The sequence below is a fragment of the Pseudarcicella hirudinis genome, from assembly GCF_900115665.1.
Taxonomy (GTDB): domain Bacteria; phylum Bacteroidota; class Bacteroidia; order Cytophagales; family Spirosomataceae; genus Pseudarcicella; species Pseudarcicella hirudinis.
In genome coordinates, this window is sequence record NZ_FOXH01000004.1 from 421,739 (window position 1) to 440,199 (window position 18,461).

Below are 18,461 nucleotides of genomic sequence, written 5' to 3' on the forward strand. Positions count from 1 at the left end.
ATTGAAGCTATTTTAAAATCAGATAGTTTCAATTGTTTTTTACCGGAAACATCACTCTGAATTTCTCCTACCAATCCATAAAAGTCATTCCGGCTCCGCAGATAAATAAGGTAAGTCCTCCCAGCGCATGCATAAACCTTTCAAGCTTCTCCGTTTTTAGCAAAGCCAGTCCAAAATACCCTAAGACTACCATGAGAATCATAGTAAGCAAGGTGAAAAATGTATAAACTGCAATGAGTATCGCCATATCATTCCAGGAGTTTTTTACAGCCGGAACAAACAACAACGGAATCATCGGTTCGCAGGGACCTAAAAGAAAGATGATAAACATTACCCAGGGTGTTACTTTATGTCTTTCACTACTTCGGACCACTTCTCCGTGACTATGCTCAAATACATACATTTCTCCATTTTCATAAGTATCAAAATGTTTGTGCGATGTATTTGTAAAGGCTCTGTACAAACCCCAGATGCCATAAAAAAGGCCAAAAATCAGGAAAGTCCATCCGGCAATACCTCCTCTCAGCCCCTCCATCCAGGAGATTTTATGTACAGACCAGCCAATTGCAGCCCCGCCGAGTCCCAGCAGCACCGAACTCCATACATGTCCGCAACCACAAGCGATTGTCCAGCCAAGTGTTTTACCAAAATTCCAGCCTCTCGATCTGGAAAGGGCAATAAAAGGCAAATAATGGTCTGGCCCGGTAAGCGTATGCAAACAAGCAATGGAGATGGCTGCAATAATCAGAATTTCAAATTCAGCTGGCATCGGCATTTTGCTTTAAATTCAACTCAGGTAAACTATGCCATCCGGCAATTTTTTTCAGACAATCGTGCAGCTGCTCTGCTTTATTTCCTAAAATTCTAAGCATAATTCCATTTTCATGCGCCTCTGTCACCCCAAAAATAAGGTCATGGAACGATGAAAGAAAGGCCACAATCTGTTCCGTTAACAATGCTGTGTTAAGCTTTTCATCAAGCATTATCAAACTTGCCTGATGAGTAAAACCTTCCATTTGTCCCATTCCGGAAGGATCAATAAGTCTGGGCTGTAAAAGCAGATTCTCCCGAATAATCAGCTGTCCATTCAGAAATATTTCAGTGACATTCCGGTATTTTGAAAAGCGAAAGATTTCTCCGTTAAGTTTTCTTCCGCAGGTAAGAATTTCCCCCCAGACCAAATGGCAGTTCTTCCTGAGATAAATCTGGTTTCCGGCCACAAAAATGGCATTTTCATACGGAACAACCGGGCTGGGCAAATAAGTCAGCGAAGCACCTGATTCCATAAAAACCTTCATAGTCTGACAAGCGCCGTTGTTCATCGTAAAAACCCGCTGATATGATTGGGTATGAAGGAATAACGTTGTTTTTTCAGACAATTCCAGCTGTATTTGCAACTCATCGCCATCCAGAACACCGGGAGAAGAACTCATCAGCATCAGATGCAATGGTCCGGCCTGTTTATCTTCGGTAATATCGGCGATTTTAAAAGGAGGGCTGAAATAGCTTTCTTTCAAATACGTTTTACCTTCCCTTAAAGCGGTTTTTACAGATAGTTTTGCAATCATCGCCATAATTGTGGTTCCATAACTTCTTCCAGTAAAGCATATTTTCTGATCCAGGCAATTACCAGATCCAACCCTTCCAGGCTCATCAGATTCGTAAAAACAAAGGGATTTCCTTTACGCATTTTACGGGCATCGTATTCCATTACCTCCAGGTCCGCATGTACATATGGTGCCAGGTCTATCTTGTTGATAATAAGCAAATCGCTTCTTGTAATGCCCGGACCGCCTTTTCTCGGGATTTTATCCCCTTCTGCCACATCTATCACAAAAATGGTCAAATCTGCCAGATCAGGACTAAAAGTTGCTGAGAGGTTATCACCTCCGCTTTCGATAAAAATGATTTCTATCTCCGGGAAACGGTTTGCCATTTCCTCCACCGCTTCCAGATTCATACTGGCATCTTCACGAATGGCAGTATGCGGACAACCTCCAGTTTCCACACCAATAATTCTTTCCTGCGGAAGCATGCTGTTTTTCGTCAGAAATTCAGCATCTTCTTTGGTATAAATATCGTTGGTAATCACCCCGATACTATATTTTTGTACCATCACCCTGCTGAGGCGTTCGATCAAAGCCGTTTTTCCGGAACCAACCGGGCCTGCTACACCGATTTTAATATAATTTCTTTCCTGCATAGGGTTCATTTTAAGCCATTTTTCTGAGAAATTCCCTGAAATATCTTTATCAGGACATATACAAACGGGAATAAAGTCTTTCATGCTGCATACTGCGAATATCAAAACCCGGACAGCAGGCTCCTGTCATTTCCGGATCAGGGTTCAGACTCTTCTCTGCCAGTTCTTCAATGAGATTTTGTAGGGAAAAAATCAGTTCCTGGCCTTGCTGCTGTCCTAAAGGAATCAGTTTTACACAGTTTGTCACAAAGCCTATTGCCGCATTGTAGTAAAAACCAATCAGCACTTCATTTTTAGGAATCCCAAGTGATCTGGCAATCAGACCAAAAGCAATGCAATAATGTCCGTAAGCCTCTTTTTTTCTTATGGCAGAAGCATAAAAGTCTATCATTTCATCTTTCAGCAATGGCTGGAAAATTTTCAGTAAACGGAGGCATAATTTCTGGCTTGCCTGTCGGATTTCTTTGGGAAGTTTTACCGCATTACATATGCTGTCAAGCGATAAAACAGATTCATAATTTTGTGTTTCCATTGCATCAAAAGCCAGCGAAACAAAGGCCGCATCAGTATATTGCAAATTTTTATCAAGCATCTGTCTGACAAAATCAGATGCCGTCTGCTGGTCATGCACCACGCCTGCCTGCACATAGGTTTCCAATCCGGAAGAATGGGCAAAACCTCCGATTGGCAAAGTAGGATCAGTCAGATGTAATAATCTCAGCAAGGCATTATTCATTGGAGGATGTTAATTGCATAATTCTGGAAAACAGGCTTGCACTCTCATTATTTCCATGAGGAGATACAGTTGTTTTAAGCGCATTTAAAAGTTTGCGGTCATCCTTAAAAACAGTATAACCCTGCGCTGAAAGTAATCTGAATAATGGCATCTCAAATGGGACAAGCAGTTTTCCGTCCTCAAAAAATAAGGGTAGGTGCTTGTTCCCGATTTCATAACAAACCGAGGCCGTTTCAAACATATTTTTCACTTCAATTACCAGGCATTCGCAGGGCAGGACTTCAACGGCAATGATTGTATTTTCATCTTCGAAAAGAATGTCTCCGAAAGTAAGTTCCGGATTTTCACGCAGAAATTTCAGGGAAATTTCCCGGCCATTTCTGGTTTTCTTCCTCAAAATCCGCTTATTCGTTTCATACCATTCCAGTTGGAGCCAGTCGATCGCTTTTCGGAGGTCAGAATCCCTGATATTTCCGGCTTTTTGTTGAATAAGCATAAGACAGAATCAGTTAAAATCAGAAAAGGAAATAACGTTGGGCAAGCGGTAAAACAGCCATAGGTTCACAGGTAATATGTTTACCGTCCACTTTAACTTCATAATTTTCAGGATTTACCTCTATTTCAGGGGTAGCATCATTATGAATAAGATCCTTTTTGCTGATATTCCTGCAATTTTTAACAGGTAGAATCATTTTCTGCAAACCGTATGACTGCACTACATTTTTATTGAGTGACAATCCGGAAACAAAGGTGGCACAGGTGTGAAACAAAGCCTTTCCGTAAGTCCCGAACATGTGGCGATAAATGACAGGCTGAGGTGTTGGAATAGAAGCATTCGGATCGCCCATCCGGCTGGCAATAATCATTCCTCCTTTGATAATCATTTCAGGTTTTGCCCCGAAAAGAGCAGGTTTCCACAGCACAATATCCGCCAGCTTTCCCACTTCAATTGAACCCACATATTCACTGATACCATGAGTAACAGCAGGATTAATGGTATATTTGGCAACAAATCTTTTTACCCTGAAATTATCATTATCATGTCCGGCATCTTCAGGCAAAGCTCCTCTCTGCACTTTCATTTTGTGAGCTGTCTGCCAGGTTCTTGTAATCACTTCTGCCACTCTGCCCATTGCCTGGGAGTCTGAACTCATCATACTGAATACTCCCATATCATGCAAAATATCTTCGGCAGCAATGGTTTCGGGTCTGATTCTGGAATCGGCAAAAGACACATCTTCCGGTACATTTTTATCAAGATGGTGACAAACCATTAACATATCGAGATGCTCATCAATGGTATTTACCGTATAGGGTCTGGTCGGATTGGTTGAAGAAGGCAAGACATTAGGATACATTGCCGCCTTAATAATATCAGGAGCATGTCCCCCTCCCGCACCTTCAGTATGAAAAGTATGTATAACCCGGCCATTAATTGCCTGCATGGTATCTTCCAGAAAACCTCCTTCATTCAGTGTATCGGTATGAATAGCAATCTGTATATCATGCTTGTCGGCCATTTTCAGAGAAGCATCAATTGCGGCAGTAGTACTGCCCCAGTCTTCATGTATTTTCAGTCCCAAAGCTCCGGCTTCAATCTGCTCTTCCAGAGGTTCGGTACCTGCACAGTTTCCTTTTCCGAAAAATCCCAGGTTCATTGGAAAAGCTTCAGCTGATTCGAGCATTTTCCGGATATTCCAGGCTCCGGGTGTAACAGTGGTAGCATTTGTCCCGTCAGCAGGTCCGGTTCCTCCGCCAATCATGGTTGTTATACCGCTAAACAAAGCATGGTCAATCTGCTGAGGACAAATGAAATGAATATGCGTATCAATTCCTCCTGCGGTAGCTATCAGCCCTGCTCCACCATGTACCTCTGTAGAAGCTCCGATAATCATACCAGGCGAAATGCCTTCCATAGTATCAGGATTTCCGGCTTTCCCGATTCCGGCAATTTTCCCGTCTTTTATACCGATATCTGCTTTCACGATTCCCCAGTGATCAATAATCATGACACTGGTTATCACAAAATCAAGAACACCGTCTTCTCTTTTCGCGGTCCCGGACTGGGCCATACCATCTCTGATGGTTTTTCCTCCGCCAAACTTGGCTTCATCTCCATAAACCGTAAAATCCTTTTCTATTTCAATCAATAATTCCGTATCCCCGAGGCGAACTCTGTCTCCTGTCGTCGGACCATACATATTGGCATATTTTATTCGGTTAATGGATAGACTCATATTTTCAGAGAATTATTGAAATGATTAATTGATTTAGCAGGATTTGAAATGACGATCGGTTACCTGTTGCATCGCTTTGGTTTTATTTTCCTCATTAACTGCTCCTTCAACAAGTTTATTAAATCCTGCGATAATTTTCTTTCCGCCGAATGCTGTAAGTTCTACTTCTTTTTCCTCTCCCGGTTCAAAACGAACCGCTGTTCCGGCCGGAATATTCAAACGCATGCCAAAAGCTGTTTCTCTGGGAAAAAGCAAGGCTTTGTTCACTTCAAAAAAATGAAAATGCGAGCCGATCTGCACCGGTCGGTCGCCTGTATTTACGACAGTAATTTTGTCGGTTCTCCTATCGGCATTGGCAATTATATCGCCTTTGGCTAAAATATATTCTCCGGGAATCATAGCTTTTACAGTGGCTTGTTTAACGAATGGGATCGTGTACTGTTACCAATTTTGTACCGTCAGGAAATGTAGCTTCAATCTGTACTTCGTGAATCATTTCGGGAATACCTTCCATTACATCCTCACGACTGAGAATGGCTGCTCCATACTGCATCAGCTCTGCCACAGATTTACCATCTCTGGCGGCTTCCTGCAAACGACTGCTGATCAATGCAATGGCTTCAGGATAATTCAGTTTTAATCCTCTGGCTTTTCTTTTCTCCGCTAATTCTCCGGCTAAAAACAGCAGGAGTTTCTCGGTTTCCCTGGGTGATAAATGCATAATCTGACATTTTGGGTAAAAATTCCTGAAACTATATTTTAATCGGGCAATGCCTGTAATCCGTTTTTAATACTGATAATCTCCGCAGCAATACTAATGGCAATTTCTTCCGGTGTTTCACTTTTTATAGGTAAACCAACAGGAGAATGCACCTGCTTCAAACGCAGGCTATCGAGACCGGACTTATAATAATCTTCAAACATCTTTTCTACTTTTGCCTTGCTGCCCATCATGCCTAAATACCTGAATTCTTTTCCCCACAAAGCCTGGAATGCTATATCATCTGTCCGGTATCCAAATGTCATTATTACCACATAATGGTGTTTCCCGGAAGAAATCAGATCTTTTAACTCCCTGTAATCCTGCACAATGGTTTTTCTATGTACAAAATCATTTTTCATAAAAGTGTTTAAGCCGGAACGATCATCAAAGAGATGAATACAAAAATCCAGTGTACTCATTATTCTGGAAAGTGCCAGAGAACAATGTCCGCTTCCGACGATATACAAATGGTTTTTCGGTCCTGTTTTCTCTTTATAAAACCATGCTTTTTCTGACTGAAATGAAAAAACAAAATCTTCTTCCTGTGCATGTTCTTCCACAAAAAATAACCCGGAAGGCGATAATTCAAGAGAGCCGTTTCTGCAGTTTTTCAGAGAAAATAAAAGATTCTGAATAACTGGCAGGTCTTCCTGTCTGACCTGATAAACCAAAATCTTCTGTTCTCCGGAACAGATCATTCCGCTCTGGTTGGCCGGGGCAGATTTATCATGAATCTGCTGCCTGATTTCGGTCGGAATTTTTTCGTTGTTTTTCAGTTTTTCTTTAACCATTTCAACAAACTTGTATTCCATAATACCTCCCCCGATTGATCCGGCCATTTCAGCTTTTGCATTAATTGCCAGACAAAACCCCTGTCTTCCCGGACTGCTTCCTTCACTTTCAAGCACATACATCAATACCACAGAAACATCATCCTGCAAACTCTTCTCTATCAGCTGCCATAGTTTTATCCGTTCAGACATTTTCTTATTTGATTTTATGACAACCTAATATTTTCCGGCATATAGGCCCAACAGCACTTTTTCGGCCGTCATAGGTGCGTCAAAAGGAAGTTCTGCCGCCGGATTGAATGCTTTAACAGCATTTCTTAGCGCAAAATATGCCCCTATTCCATACATCAGCGGGGGTTCTCCTACTGCTTTTGAGCGAAAAATAGCCAGATTGTCCTGCTCAGTTTGCAAAAAGTCGATTTCAATTTTTTTCGGAACAGCATAAATATCAGGCACTTTGTACGTTGACAAAGCATTGGATTTCAATTTACCTTCTTTGTCATAAATCAATTCTTCCAAGGTCATCCAGCCAATGCCCTGCACAATTCCGCCTTCTATCTGGCCTTTATCGATAACCGGATTCATACTCGTTCCGAAATCATGAACTACTTTTACAGCATCTACCTCATAAGTTCCCCGAAGGCAATCAATTGTTACTTCTGTTATGGCAGTACCATAAACATGATAAGCAAAAGGGTGGCCTTTTTCTTTGGTTTTATCAAAATGAATTTCAGGAGTAGCATAATGTCCGTGTTCTGACAAAGCAACCCTTTTCATAAAAGCCAGAGCCACCAGTCGTTTCCAGTCAAGCCCGGTTTCGGCTCCTCCAGCCAGTACCAGTTCATTTTTCAGCTCTATTTCTTTTGCATCAATCTTCAATTCATCTGAGGCAACTTTTTTCAGTCGTTTCAGGATTTCGGTACAGGCAATTAACGTAGCTTTCCCATTCAAATCTGCCGTAGCGCTGGCAGCAGAAGGAGAGGTATTAGCGATTCTGAAAGTATTGGTGGAATTAATTCTGATTTTATCAGCGTTGAGGGAAAAAACCTGAGCAGCTACCTGTAAAATTTTGGTATTCACACCCTGCCCCATTTCTACCGCACCTGTACTTACATTCACACTTCCGTCGCTGTACACATGAACCAGGCTGCGGGCATGATTCATCATGGTATTGGTAAAAGAAATCCCGAAACAGACAGGCATTAAAGCCAGTCCTTTTTTATGGAGGAGATTAGCCTTGTTAAAAGCTCCGACAGCTTCCTTCATCTGGTCAAATCCATAAATTTCCAAAGCTTTTTCCCAACAGGCCTGCGACTCGCTTTGGGCAATTTGTCCGTAGTGAAATTCGTCTCCCGTTTTATTCAGGTTAATTCTTTGTATTTGTGCTGCTTCAACGCCGATACTTTCGGCGGCTTTTACAATGGCAGCCTCAATCACAAACATACCCTGCGGCCCTCCAAAACCACGAAAAGCGGTATTGGGAGGCAGATTGGTTCTGCAACTATTGCCTGTCACCCTGACATTCGGAATAAAATAGGTATTGACAGAATGGAACAATGTCCGTTCTAAAACTGCCGGAGAAAGGTCAGCCGCAGCTCCTGCGTTCTGAAAGAACGTAGCTTCATAAGCCAGAATTTTCAGTTCCCTGCTCAGACCGATTTTAAAATCAGTGGAGTAAGGATGTCTTTTACCCGTCATTGCCATATCCTCCATTCTGTGCAGAGAATATTTAACAGGTTTTTTCAGGACATGTGTTGCCAGCGCACATAAAGCAGCCCAGGTATTTGCCTGATCTTCCTTTCCGCCAAAGCCTCCTCCCAGTCGGGTGACGTCCACTTCTATCTGATGCATTGGCACGCCCAATACCTTGCAGACTGCTCGTTGCACAGCAGTGGGTCCCTGTGTGGAAGAATAGACCTTTATTACACCATTTTCCAGTGGAACTGCATAAGCACCCTGGGTTTCGATATATAAATGTTCCTGTCCGTTTGTATCAGCTTTGCCTTCAAAAACATAAGCACAATCCTGCCATGCTGCATCTGTATCTCCGATTCTGAAGGTTCTGGGCGGAACAATTAATTCTCCCTTCGCCTGTGCTTCACGAGGATCTGTAATAACGGGCAGAGCTTCTATTTCAACTTTTATTTTTTTTAAAGCTTCTCTGGCTATTTCTTCGGTTTCAGCTACCACAAATGCGATGGGCATACCGGAAAAATGGACATGATGATCTGCCAGTAAAGGCTCGTCCGGAACAATTCCGCCAATCTGATTTTCACCTGTAATATCTTTATCTGTAAAAATTCTGACGATTCCCTCCAATGCCAGCGCTTCAGAAAGGTCCAGCTTTTTGATAATACCATGCGCTACCGAAGCACCTAAGGCAACTCCGAAAAGCGTTCCCTGTATCAGCGGAATATCATCCAGATACCGGGATTCTCCTCTTACATGGTTAAAGGAATCTATATTTTTCATAAAGAATCGCTACATTTTAAAACCGGAAAAACGAACCTTAAAGCAACGCTTCAGCCTTCAATTGCGGAAAAAACTTCAGGAAATGTGCTTTGATCAATTGACTCAGCAAAAGTCTTTTATAAACCTCTGTACCTCTGGCATCGCTGATCGGTTTTATCTCGGTCTGTGCTATTTTAATGATGTCAATAATCAATGATTCATCCGGTGTTTTTCCTTTTAAAAATGCGGCGGTTTTTTCCAGAAAAACAGGAGTCGGACCAACTCCTCCGGCAGACAGCAATGCTTTTGATATTATTTCATTTCCCTGTGCATCATTTTCAAGCTGTAAACTGAGGGCAGAATTGACACTGGCAATATCCAGATGCGTTCGTTTACTTACTTTTTCAAAATTGAATTTCGAGTTCGGGAAAGGCAATTCAAACCATAATCGGGTAATAAATTCTTCAGGTCTTTTATCAAGCTGCTTATAACCTGTATGAAATTTTCTCAGTGGAATCGTTCTGACATTTTTGCCGTCACTAAGTTCCAGTTCTGTTTCCAGCGCCAGAAAGAAAATCGTCAGATCTCCGATCGGAGAGGCATTTACAAAATTTCCGGCAATGGTAGCAATATTACGGATCGGCGTTGAAGAAATCAGTTTTATATAGGCTTTCAGTTCCGGGAAATAAGACTGAAGAGCAGGATTTTCACCAAAATCAGTTACGGTAGATGAAGCGCCCAGAATACACTTATTATCCGCTATTTCAATACCTTTCAGTGATTGATCTTCCAGCATGAAACGAATAGAAGCATGAGTCATTTCATCATGTTTCTGAACATACAGATCGGTTCCTCCTCCTACAAACCGGGCATTACTTCCCTCTTTTCCGGAAAATTCATATGCTTCCATTTTCAGTAACCGCTCTCTGATTCCTGAAAAATATGCCGGTAATATTTTTTGTTCAGCCGCAAATAAAGCCGGTTCGGTATTATCTCTCGTTTTCAGCAGATCAGATACACAGGCAACAGCCCTTTCAATCGATTTATAGCCTGTACAGCGGCAAATGTTTCCGTCCACTGATGCAATGGCATTTTCCGGACTGGGTTCTTTTCTGCTCAGACAAAATCCCGACAAAGACATGATAAAGCCCGGGGTACAAAATCCGCATTGGGTAGCAGATTCATCCGACATAGCTTTCTGAATCGGATTCAGTTCCTGCATGTTAATTCCTTCAATGCTAACCACATGCTTTCCCTGAACATTACCGAGCGGCGTAAGACAGGAAGTAACTGAACGATAATTCAGAGCAGATTCCTGATTCAGTTCAGTCTTTAACTCTCCTAATAAAACGGTACAAGCTCCGCAGTCTCCTTCCCGGCAACCTATTTTGGTTCCCGTCAGATGCTGATGGTAGCGGATAAAATCCAGCAGAAGCATTCCGGGCGGCAGACTGGTGCTGATTTCCTTATTATTTAAAATAAATTGTATCAAGAGAATCCGGTATTGGTGTAAGAATCAAATTAATGAAATTTTCGTTGAAATCATAGCAAAGGTTTCGCTTTCTGACACGATATCAGGCCTGAAAGGCATAAATTTGAGAGAAAATACCTATAAAACAATTCCTTTCAATTTATATGCAGGTTCAATGGTCTGCACTTATGATTTCTGCCTTCTTCCTTCCAGAATTCTGAAAAATGACCTGCTGCGGATCTCATCCAGCGTCAAACCTGTAACCAATGCTTCTTCTTCTGAAATGGCTCCGCAATTCATTGCTTTCAGGAAAAAATTCAGCAATCCCTGGCCGGTAGCGGCATCATCGAAGATATCTCCTGTAAGCGTTGAAACCGCTGCTCTTTCCACAAAAGTCTTCAGGCGAAAAACAGCATCTTCATAGCTGCTCAGAAAGAAATTATAGGTTGCCGCATAACGCATCGGTAATTGTGCAGGATTGAGATCCCAACCCTGATAGAAGCCATTTATCAGGGAATGTGTGGTATGGTTAAACCCGGTTTTCCAGGCATTATGAACACTTTCACGGTTTTCATTCAGTTGTTCGAATGTGAGATTTTCACCCCGGTGAGGACCAATCGGCATGACGTTCGTTGCTCCGTCCGAAAGAAAAATACCGGTTCCGGCTAAAGCTACTTTCGTAACATGATGTGCAAAGTCGCAGACCGGATGTGCCATTGTCTGATATTTTGCTGTAATGCCGCAGGAAGCAGTATAATCATAAGTGCCAAAATGAGCGGCAATACAACGCCCTTCACTTGCCCTGATAATTTTCATCAGGGGATTTCGGCCTTCTTCGTCCATGATAATCTGGGTAGCTTCCACCATCGTTTCCATTTTAAGTATTCCGGCTGCCAGGTTAAATTGTTTTTCAATAATTTCAAACAACCTCACCAGAGTAATAACCTGTTCCGGAATAGTAACTTTGGGAAGCATCACCACAAAATTGTCAGGCAGTTTTCCTCCTGTTTTTTCCAGTAAAGTACTCAGAAACAGGTCCAGGGTACGAACACCTCTGAACTTAAGGTCTTCTGTAAAAGGTTTAATCCTGATACCGATAAAAGGAGAAATCGTAGCATTTTTCATTCCTAAAGCTAATTCATTCGCTGCCTGAACAGCTGTAGTATCCTCCTCTTCATCAGGTCTGTTACCAAAACCATCTTCGAAATCTATTCTGAAATCTTCAACAGGTTCTTTTTCCAGTTTTCTGATTATTTTATGATAGACTGAATAAGCCAGCCAGGAAGCTTCTTTTTTCCTTTCCTCTTCTGAAAGCTTATCCAGTTTTGAGTTTAACTGTGCTATATCTTTCTCAAGATGAGGCAGATGTTCATATCCGTTCAGCTGAAGTGCTTTGGCGAGCACCACAAAATTCGGTGCATAGGTTTGTAAATTTTTCAGCGCGATTTCACCCATTCTCACAGTGGTATCAGATTTGAACAGATTTGCTCCTCCATAAACCGTGTGAACAGCCTGCCTTTCAGACTTATCGCCCGGATAATTTTGCTGAAATCTGAGATTAGCCGTTTTAAGAGAATCCAATAATGCGGTTTTGTCTTGTTCGTTGATGGAAAACTTCATAGCAGAATATTGAATTAGCATGAATGATGCCTTACTGAAATGATTGCAGGGGAAAATCTCCGCTTATCGGTATGAGCACAATCACAAAAATTTAAAGAAAATATATAAAATGGTATAATCCGCCCTGAAAGCGTTTATACTGAAGAGATGGTATCTGTTCAAAAATAGAAAAAACAATCTGTTTTACAACTGATTTTAACAAAAATGGAACCTGCAGACCTGAATGCAATCTGAAAACCAGCAAAAAAGACAAAAAAAAGCCCCGTTCCGGATGAACGAGGCAATTGAGGTTTCGATTGAAAAACTTTATCCGCTCTCAACGAATGACAGGTAGGTTTAGCTATCCGAAGTCAAAACTGAAGCTGATAATTATTCACCGGCCGGAACTTCTTCAACAGCTGGTTTAGGTGCTGCACTTGCTTTAGCAGAAGAAGGTTTCTTGGCAGTCGCTTTCGGAGCCGGAGCTTTCGGAGCGGCAACAGGTTTCGCTTTTGCAACAGGAGCTGCAGCAGGTTTAGCAGCGGCTTTCTTGTCTCCGGTTACTAAAGCTATCTTCGAAGCTTCAGTTGCTTTTTTAGCAGCTTTACTTTGCTTTTCCTGAACTTTTTCAGCTTGTTTTTTTAATTTTTTAGCTGCTTTTTCAGCATCTTTCTCTTTAACTTCTGCTTCTTCTTTCTGAAGTTTTGTAAACTTCTTCGCGATTGCTTCAGCAGCATTATCCACAGACTTAACTAATTTTTTGGCACTTTTTTCATTCAAACCACTCAACTTCGACAATATGGCTGTTGAAAGCTGCTCTGCAAGTTTCTTTGTGTCGTTCTTCATACTTTTGCGTATTTATTCAATATTAAGAAATTGTTAAATTTTGATGCCCGAAAGTATAAAATTGGGTTGCTCTAAAAAAATTATTCGTGTTAAGTTTTTAAATATAGGAGAAAATTTAACATTGGAGGATGATTTTTGTCACTTTTTCAATTTTTTAGCGACAAAGTCCCAACTTACAATCCCAAGTGACACTGCAATATTAAGCGAATGTTTCGTACCGAATTGAGGAATTTCCAGACAAATATCTGCTTTTTTAACGACCTCATCATTTACTCCGAATACTTCATTTCCAAAAACAAAAGCATACTTTGCCTCCGACTCCGGTTCAAATTCATTGAGAAACATGCTGTTTTCAACCTGCTCCACTGCCATAATAATATACCCCTCTTTCTGAAGCTGTTCAACCAGTTCCACAACATTTTCCGCATGCTCCCAGGCGACAGTTTCATCTGCTCCCAAAGCAGTTTTTGTAATTTCTCTGTGCGGTGGCAAACCCGTTATTCCACACAGATAGATTTTTTCACATTTAAACGCATCAGCAGTTCTGAATGCAGAACCTACATTATTCATACTGCGTATGTCATCCAATATTAATACATAAGGAAATTTTTCAACACTTTTAAATTCGTCGATAGTCAGACGATTCAGCTCATCCATTTGAAGTTTTCGCATAAATTCCGGTCAATTTTAATGAAGCACCAAAATTACGAAAAGCCCCCGGCCTATTCTAGCTGTAACGGATTTTTTAGGGTCAGGAATGACTGTAGTGGTTTCTGATTACCGGAAAAAGAATCATTCCGGCTGTTTGAATTACGGGAAAGTTAATAACAAATTGTAAATTTACGCTTCTTTTACCTGAAATTTTTATTTTACCGGTTTTATCAAAGTCCGGTCACTATTTAATCTTATAAATAAAAACAGGTTTATGATAATTGTCATACACAATAGGTAAAATTTACGTTAGCTTTACAACACATTATATTATAACTAACCCTGCAATGCAAAAACAAAACGTTCGATTAGAAGTCATGAATTGTCTGGCCCAGAAGATGGATAATTTTATGGACGATTACTTAATGCCCATAGAAACCAACTGGCAGCCATCTGACTTCTTACCTGACTCTTCAAATGAAAATTTCTTTGAAGAAGTAAAGCAATTGCAAGAATTGGCACGTGAACTTCCCTACGATTATTGGGCTGTACTTATCGGAGATACTATTACTGAAGAAGCTTTACCTACTTATGAATCCTGGTTGATGGCCATGGACGGAGTCTCTCCTTCTGAATCTCAGGGATGGTCGAGATGGGTAAGAAGCTGGACGGCAGAAGAGAACAGACACGGAGATTTATTAAACAAATATCTTTACCTATCGGGAAGAGTTAACATGAGAGCTGTTGAAACTTCCACGCAATATCTTATTGCCGACGGTTTTGACATCGGAACCTCAAGCGATCCGTATAAGAATTTTATCTATACTTCTTTTCAGGAATTAGCTACCAATATCTCGCACAGAAGAACTGCTTCTCTGGCTAAAAATTATGGCAATAACCAATTGTCAAGAATGTGTGGTCAGATTGCCGCTGATGAAATGAGACATGCCAAGGCTTACAAAACTTTCGTCGCCAATATCTTTGAAATCGATGCTTCAGAAATGATGATTGCTTTTTCAGATATGATGAAACTCAAAATTGTAATGCCTGCACACTTTTTGAGAGAACTGAACGGAGCAAAGAGCAGCTTATACGAACATTTTTCCGATGCTGCTCAAAGAGTAGGTGTTTATACGACAAACGACTATATTTCTATCATGGAATCGTTGATTAAAGACTGGGGAATCGATAAACTCTCTGATCTGAATGATTCTGCAGAAAAAGCCAGAGATTATCTGATGTTGTTACCGGATCGTCTTAAACGGGTAGCTGAGAGAATGAAAACGCCAAGCCTGGAGTATCAGTTTTCCTGGATTAACTAAGCTGACGACATATTCAATATCCTGAAACGGGGATTTTCAAATGGAAAATCCCCGTTTTTTTGTCCAAATTTCTTAAAACAACTGCTTTTCCAATAAAATCCGGTTTTCTTCCGCAATTTCCCTTTCCTCAATACCAATAATATTAAATCCATTGCTGATCCCGAAAATCAGCATAGATTTATGACTGTTGCGGGTTTTAAACTTTATTGAAGTATATCCCAGAACCTTTGCTCTCTCCTCCATTTCATCGGCAAGCAGTTTAGCAATCCCAAGTCTTCTGTAACCAGGCTGCACTGCTCCCATCCAACTATAAAAAGAGCCATCTTCCTCTTTTTGATAACCGGCTTTAAAACCAGCCAGAATACCGTCTGCTTCTGCAATCAGTATCATAAAGGCTTTAGTCTCGCTAAATCTCCGTTCATATTCTGCCAGACTATGAGGATTTTTAAATTCCGGAATCTGTTCCTGAATATTTAAAATGTCCTCAATTGTTCCCGTTTTTACTTCAATCTTCATTTTCCTGGTCTTAAATGCTCACTGTATTTTTCGGGAAACTACTACATGGCAGTATTTTTTTTAGCTTTTACTGATATTTTTTTATCTGGGTTAAATACCACACTCCCGAATTTTAGCATAGCCTAAAATTTTTTTGACTTAAAATAGTAATATTTTCAAACATATTTTACGTATATAAAATGGCGTTCAAACACTTGCAAATCTGAATAATTGCATCTAGCTTTCGAAAAAATCACACTCGTTTTAAATAAACAGACAAATTCTGAAATCTTGAATATATCCTACTCTACTGCGGGATAAAATTGTATTTGAATCTGTATTTGCAAAAGAGTCATTTCATTGAAAAACTTCTGAAAATTTAGTAAAACTATGCAAGAATTACTTTCATCACTGAACATTCTATCTCAAAATAATGGCACCAGTACAGGGCTGAATTCCTGGGGTGAAACCAGCAACCTGCTGGAATCCTACTCCCCTGTCGATGGCAAACTGATTGCAAAAGTCTCACAGACCACGCTGGATGATTACCTTAAAGTTATAGCAACCGCTTCGGAAGCTTTCAAGTACTGGCGGAATGTTCCGGCACCTCGGCGGGGTGAAATTGTGAGACAAATGGCAGAAGCATTCAGGGAGCATAAATCAGCACTGGGACAACTGGTTTCCTACGAAATGGGAAAAAGTTTACAGGAAGGTCTGGGCGAGGTGCAGGAAATTATAGATATCTGTGATTTTGCAGTCGGACTTTCCCGTCAGTTATATGGCCTGTCCATGCATTCAGAGCGTCCGGCACACAGAATGTACGAACAATGGCATCCTCTGGGAATTGTGGGTATTATTTCAGCTTTCAATTTTCCGGTAGCAGTCTGGTCATGGAATGCAATGCTTGCCTGGGTTTGCGGAGATGTCTGCATCTGGAAACCTTCTGAAAAAACACCTCTTACGGCCATTGCCTGCCAGAATATTATTCAGAAAGTATTGAAAAACAATAACTTACCCGAAGGACTTTCATGTCTTATTTCAGGAGATTATAAAGTAGGTGAATGGCTTGTCGGAGATAAAAAAATAGCACTTATTTCTGCCACAGGCTCTACCCGTATGGGAAAAGCTGTCGGAGAAAAAGTGGCCTCAAGAATGGGCAGAAGCCTTCTGGAATTAGGAGGAAACAATGCCATTATCATCTCAGAACATGCCGATTTGAATATCGCTATCCCGGCAGTCGTTTTCGGAGCGGTAGGGACAGCAGGCCAAAGATGTACTTCTACCCGCAGGCTGATTGTACATGAAGCGGTATATGAAAATGTTAAAGAAAAGCTCGTAAAAGCTTATGGACAGCTTAAAATAGGAAACCCATTGGACGAACAAAATCATGTAGGTCCGGTGATCGACAAAAAAGCAGTAATCGCCTATGTTTCAGCTGCGCATGAAGTCAGGGAAGAAGGTGGCACCATGCTGATTCCTGAAAAGATTCTTGAAGGAAAAGCATTTGAATCAGGCTGTTATGTCAATCCCTGTATTGCAGAAGTAAATGCTGATTTTAAAATTGTAAAACAGGAAACCTTCGCACCGATTCTTTATCTGATGAAGTACAAAACCCTGGACGAAGCCATTGAAATTCAGAATAATGTACCGCAGGGACTTTCTTCTGCCATATTCACCCTGAATCTGAGAGAAGCAGAGCAGTTTCTGTCTGCTCAGGGTTCTGATTGTGGTATCGCCAATGTCAATATCGGCACTTCCGGAGCGGAAATCGGCGGAGCATTCGGCGGGGAGAAAGAAACAGGAGGAGGAAGAGAATCGGGTTCAGATGCCTGGAAATCCTATATGAGAAGACAAACCAACACCATCAATTACGGATCACAGCTACCTCTTGCACAGGGAATAAAGTTTGACATTTAAAATCAGGTCCGGATTTATAAAAATATTATTCTAATTTTCATCAATTCTGTTTATGCAAACACAAGAAGAAATTACCCGAAAATTACTGGAGAAACTCTGGGAAAATTATTGTCAGAGAGTATCATATGCCCGTAAATACGCTGAAATAGTACATGCTAAAGGTGGAAATGTAGTAAATGACCATTGCGCATTCCGTACATTTAATACCCGGATCGGGAACCAAAAAGCCGGAATTACGGCCATTGCTGAAGTTTTACTGGCTTTAGGCTATCAGAAAGTTGCTCCATATGCTTTTCCGTCAAAACACCTGAATTCTTTTCATTATCAACACCCTGCCAATATCAATTTCCCTAAGTTTTTTGTCACTCAGCTGGAAGTGGAAAATCTGTCGGAAGAAGCGCAGCAACTTATTAATGAAGCGGTAAAAGATGCGCCTGATTTATTGGCTGGTGAACCGCGTTTACTTTTGGAAGAATTGAAATCTGCAGGTAAGCTGGAGGATGATAAAGCAGCAATTCTTACAGAAGCACTGGTTAATTTTTTCAGCAGACCATGGAAACCGGCCAAAAGAGAAACTATTTTAGCAGTAAATAAAGAATCACAGTTTGCAGCCTGGACATTATTACACGGAAATTCGGTAAACCATTTTACCGCTTATATCAATCATCAGAATATCCCGGAATGGGCCGATATCGAGCAAACCATGGAAGGTTTAAAAGCAGCAGGTATTCCGGTAAAATCTCATATTGAAGGAGAAAAAGGCAGTAAACTCCGGCAAAGTTCCACGCAGGCAGTTGATGAAGATTGTCCTGTAACTGAAAATGATGGTTCAACCGGAAAACTTAACTGGTCTTATGCTTATTATGAACTGGCTGAAAGGAATTTCATCCGGCATGAAGGCAAGGAAATCTGGTTTGATGGCTTCCTGGGTGAACAGGCGACCAATTTATTCGAAATGACAAAAAGGTAATCCCTTATC

At 41.1% G+C, this 18,461-nt stretch carries 18 protein-coding genes; 3 read left to right on the plus strand and 15 right to left on the minus strand.

From position 1 onward, the window contains the following. Nucleotides 1-67 precede the first annotated feature (67 nt). The 14 genes from BM179_RS09930 to BM179_RS09995 form a co-directional block, all read right to left on the minus strand. Nucleotides 68-769 (minus strand): hypothetical protein, encoded by a 702-nt coding sequence (locus tag BM179_RS09930; protein ID WP_092016069.1) that lies wholly within the window; start codon nt 767-769, stop codon nt 68-70. Further along, on the minus strand, nt 759-1,568 hold the full coding sequence (locus BM179_RS09935; protein WP_092016071.1) for an urease accessory protein UreD: 810 nt from the start codon (nt 1,566-1,568) through the stop codon (nt 759-761). Before BM179_RS09935 ends, BM179_RS09930 begins: the two co-directional genes overlap by 11 nt. Then, complete coding sequence (gene ureG / locus BM179_RS09940; RefSeq protein WP_310586935.1) at nt 1,565-2,287, minus strand: urease accessory protein UreG; 723 nt, start codon at nt 2,285-2,287, stop codon at nt 1,565-1,567. The genes BM179_RS09935 and ureG overlap by 4 nt, the downstream gene beginning before the upstream one ends. Then, nucleotides 2,253-2,939 carry an urease accessory protein UreF gene (locus tag BM179_RS09945; RefSeq protein WP_092016073.1) on the minus strand — a complete coding sequence of 229 codons (687 nt, stop codon included), beginning with the start codon at nt 2,937-2,939 and terminating at the stop codon, nt 2,253-2,255. The genes ureG and BM179_RS09945 overlap by 35 nt, the downstream gene beginning before the upstream one ends. Continuing rightward, on the minus strand, nt 2,932-3,435 hold the full coding sequence (ureE, locus tag BM179_RS09950; RefSeq protein WP_092016076.1) for an urease accessory protein UreE: 504 nt from the start codon (nt 3,433-3,435) through the stop codon (nt 2,932-2,934). Before ureE ends, BM179_RS09945 begins: the two co-directional genes overlap by 8 nt. A 19-nt stretch (nt 3,436-3,454) precedes the next feature. Then, nucleotides 3,455-5,176, minus strand: coding sequence for an urease subunit alpha (gene ureC / locus BM179_RS09955; protein ID WP_092016079.1), 1,722 nt, complete (start codon nt 5,174-5,176; stop codon nt 3,455-3,457). Between the two features lie 33 nt (nt 5,177-5,209). Beyond that, complete coding sequence (gene ureB, locus BM179_RS09960; RefSeq protein WP_092016082.1) at nt 5,210-5,575, minus strand: urease subunit beta; 366 nt, start codon at nt 5,573-5,575, stop codon at nt 5,210-5,212. 19 nt (nt 5,576-5,594) lie between these two features. Next, on the minus strand, nt 5,595-5,897 hold the full coding sequence (ureA, locus tag BM179_RS09965) for an urease subunit gamma (protein WP_092016085.1): 303 nt from the start codon (nt 5,895-5,897) through the stop codon (nt 5,595-5,597). Between the two features lie 38 nt (nt 5,898-5,935). After that, nucleotides 5,936-6,922 carry an XdhC family protein gene (locus BM179_RS09970; RefSeq protein ID WP_092016091.1) on the minus strand — a complete coding sequence of 329 codons (987 nt, stop codon included), beginning with the start codon at nt 6,920-6,922 and terminating at the stop codon, nt 5,936-5,938. 24 nt (nt 6,923-6,946) lie between these two features. Further along, nucleotides 6,947-9,202, minus strand: coding sequence for a xanthine dehydrogenase molybdopterin binding subunit (locus BM179_RS09975; RefSeq protein WP_092016093.1), 2,256 nt, complete (start codon nt 9,200-9,202; stop codon nt 6,947-6,949). Nucleotides 9,203-9,239: 37 nt separating this feature from the next. Next, on the minus strand, nt 9,240-10,673 hold the full coding sequence (locus BM179_RS09980) for an FAD binding domain-containing protein (RefSeq protein WP_092016095.1): 1,434 nt from the start codon (nt 10,671-10,673) through the stop codon (nt 9,240-9,242). A gap of 165 nt (nt 10,674-10,838) precedes the next feature. Then, a complete protein-coding gene (locus BM179_RS09985) occupies nt 10,839-12,272 on the minus strand; it encodes a DUF6986 family protein (protein WP_092016218.1) in 1,434 nt (477 codons plus the stop codon). Nucleotides 12,273-12,641: 369 nt separating this feature from the next. Further along, nucleotides 12,642-13,097, minus strand: a complete 456-nt coding sequence (locus tag BM179_RS09990) for a hypothetical protein (protein WP_092016097.1) — start codon at nt 13,095-13,097, stop codon at nt 12,642-12,644. A gap of 138 nt (nt 13,098-13,235) precedes the next feature. Further along, a complete protein-coding gene (locus BM179_RS09995; RefSeq protein WP_092016099.1) occupies nt 13,236-13,769 on the minus strand; it encodes an RNA methyltransferase in 534 nt (177 codons plus the stop codon). Nucleotides 13,770-14,095: 326 nt separating this feature from the next. Here BM179_RS09995 and BM179_RS10000 point away from each other — a divergent pair, with 326 nt between their 5' ends. After that, a complete protein-coding gene (locus tag BM179_RS10000) occupies nt 14,096-15,070 on the plus strand; it encodes an acyl-ACP desaturase (RefSeq protein ID WP_229632932.1) in 975 nt (324 codons plus the stop codon). A gap of 72 nt (nt 15,071-15,142) precedes the next feature. Here the strand turns inward: BM179_RS10000 and BM179_RS10005 are convergent, their stop codons facing one another. Further along, complete coding sequence (locus tag BM179_RS10005) at nt 15,143-15,586, minus strand: GNAT family N-acetyltransferase (protein ID WP_092016105.1); 444 nt, start codon at nt 15,584-15,586, stop codon at nt 15,143-15,145. Between the two features lie 369 nt (nt 15,587-15,955). Here BM179_RS10005 and amaB point away from each other — a divergent pair, with 369 nt between their 5' ends. Both amaB and BM179_RS10015 read left to right on the plus strand, forming a co-directional pair. Then, complete coding sequence (amaB, locus tag BM179_RS10010) at nt 15,956-17,482, plus strand: L-piperidine-6-carboxylate dehydrogenase (protein WP_092016108.1); 1,527 nt, start codon at nt 15,956-15,958, stop codon at nt 17,480-17,482. Nucleotides 17,483-17,534: 52 nt separating this feature from the next. After that, a complete protein-coding gene (locus BM179_RS10015) occupies nt 17,535-18,452 on the plus strand; it encodes a DUF1338 domain-containing protein (RefSeq protein ID WP_092016111.1) in 918 nt (305 codons plus the stop codon). Nucleotides 18,453-18,461 lie beyond the last annotated feature (9 nt).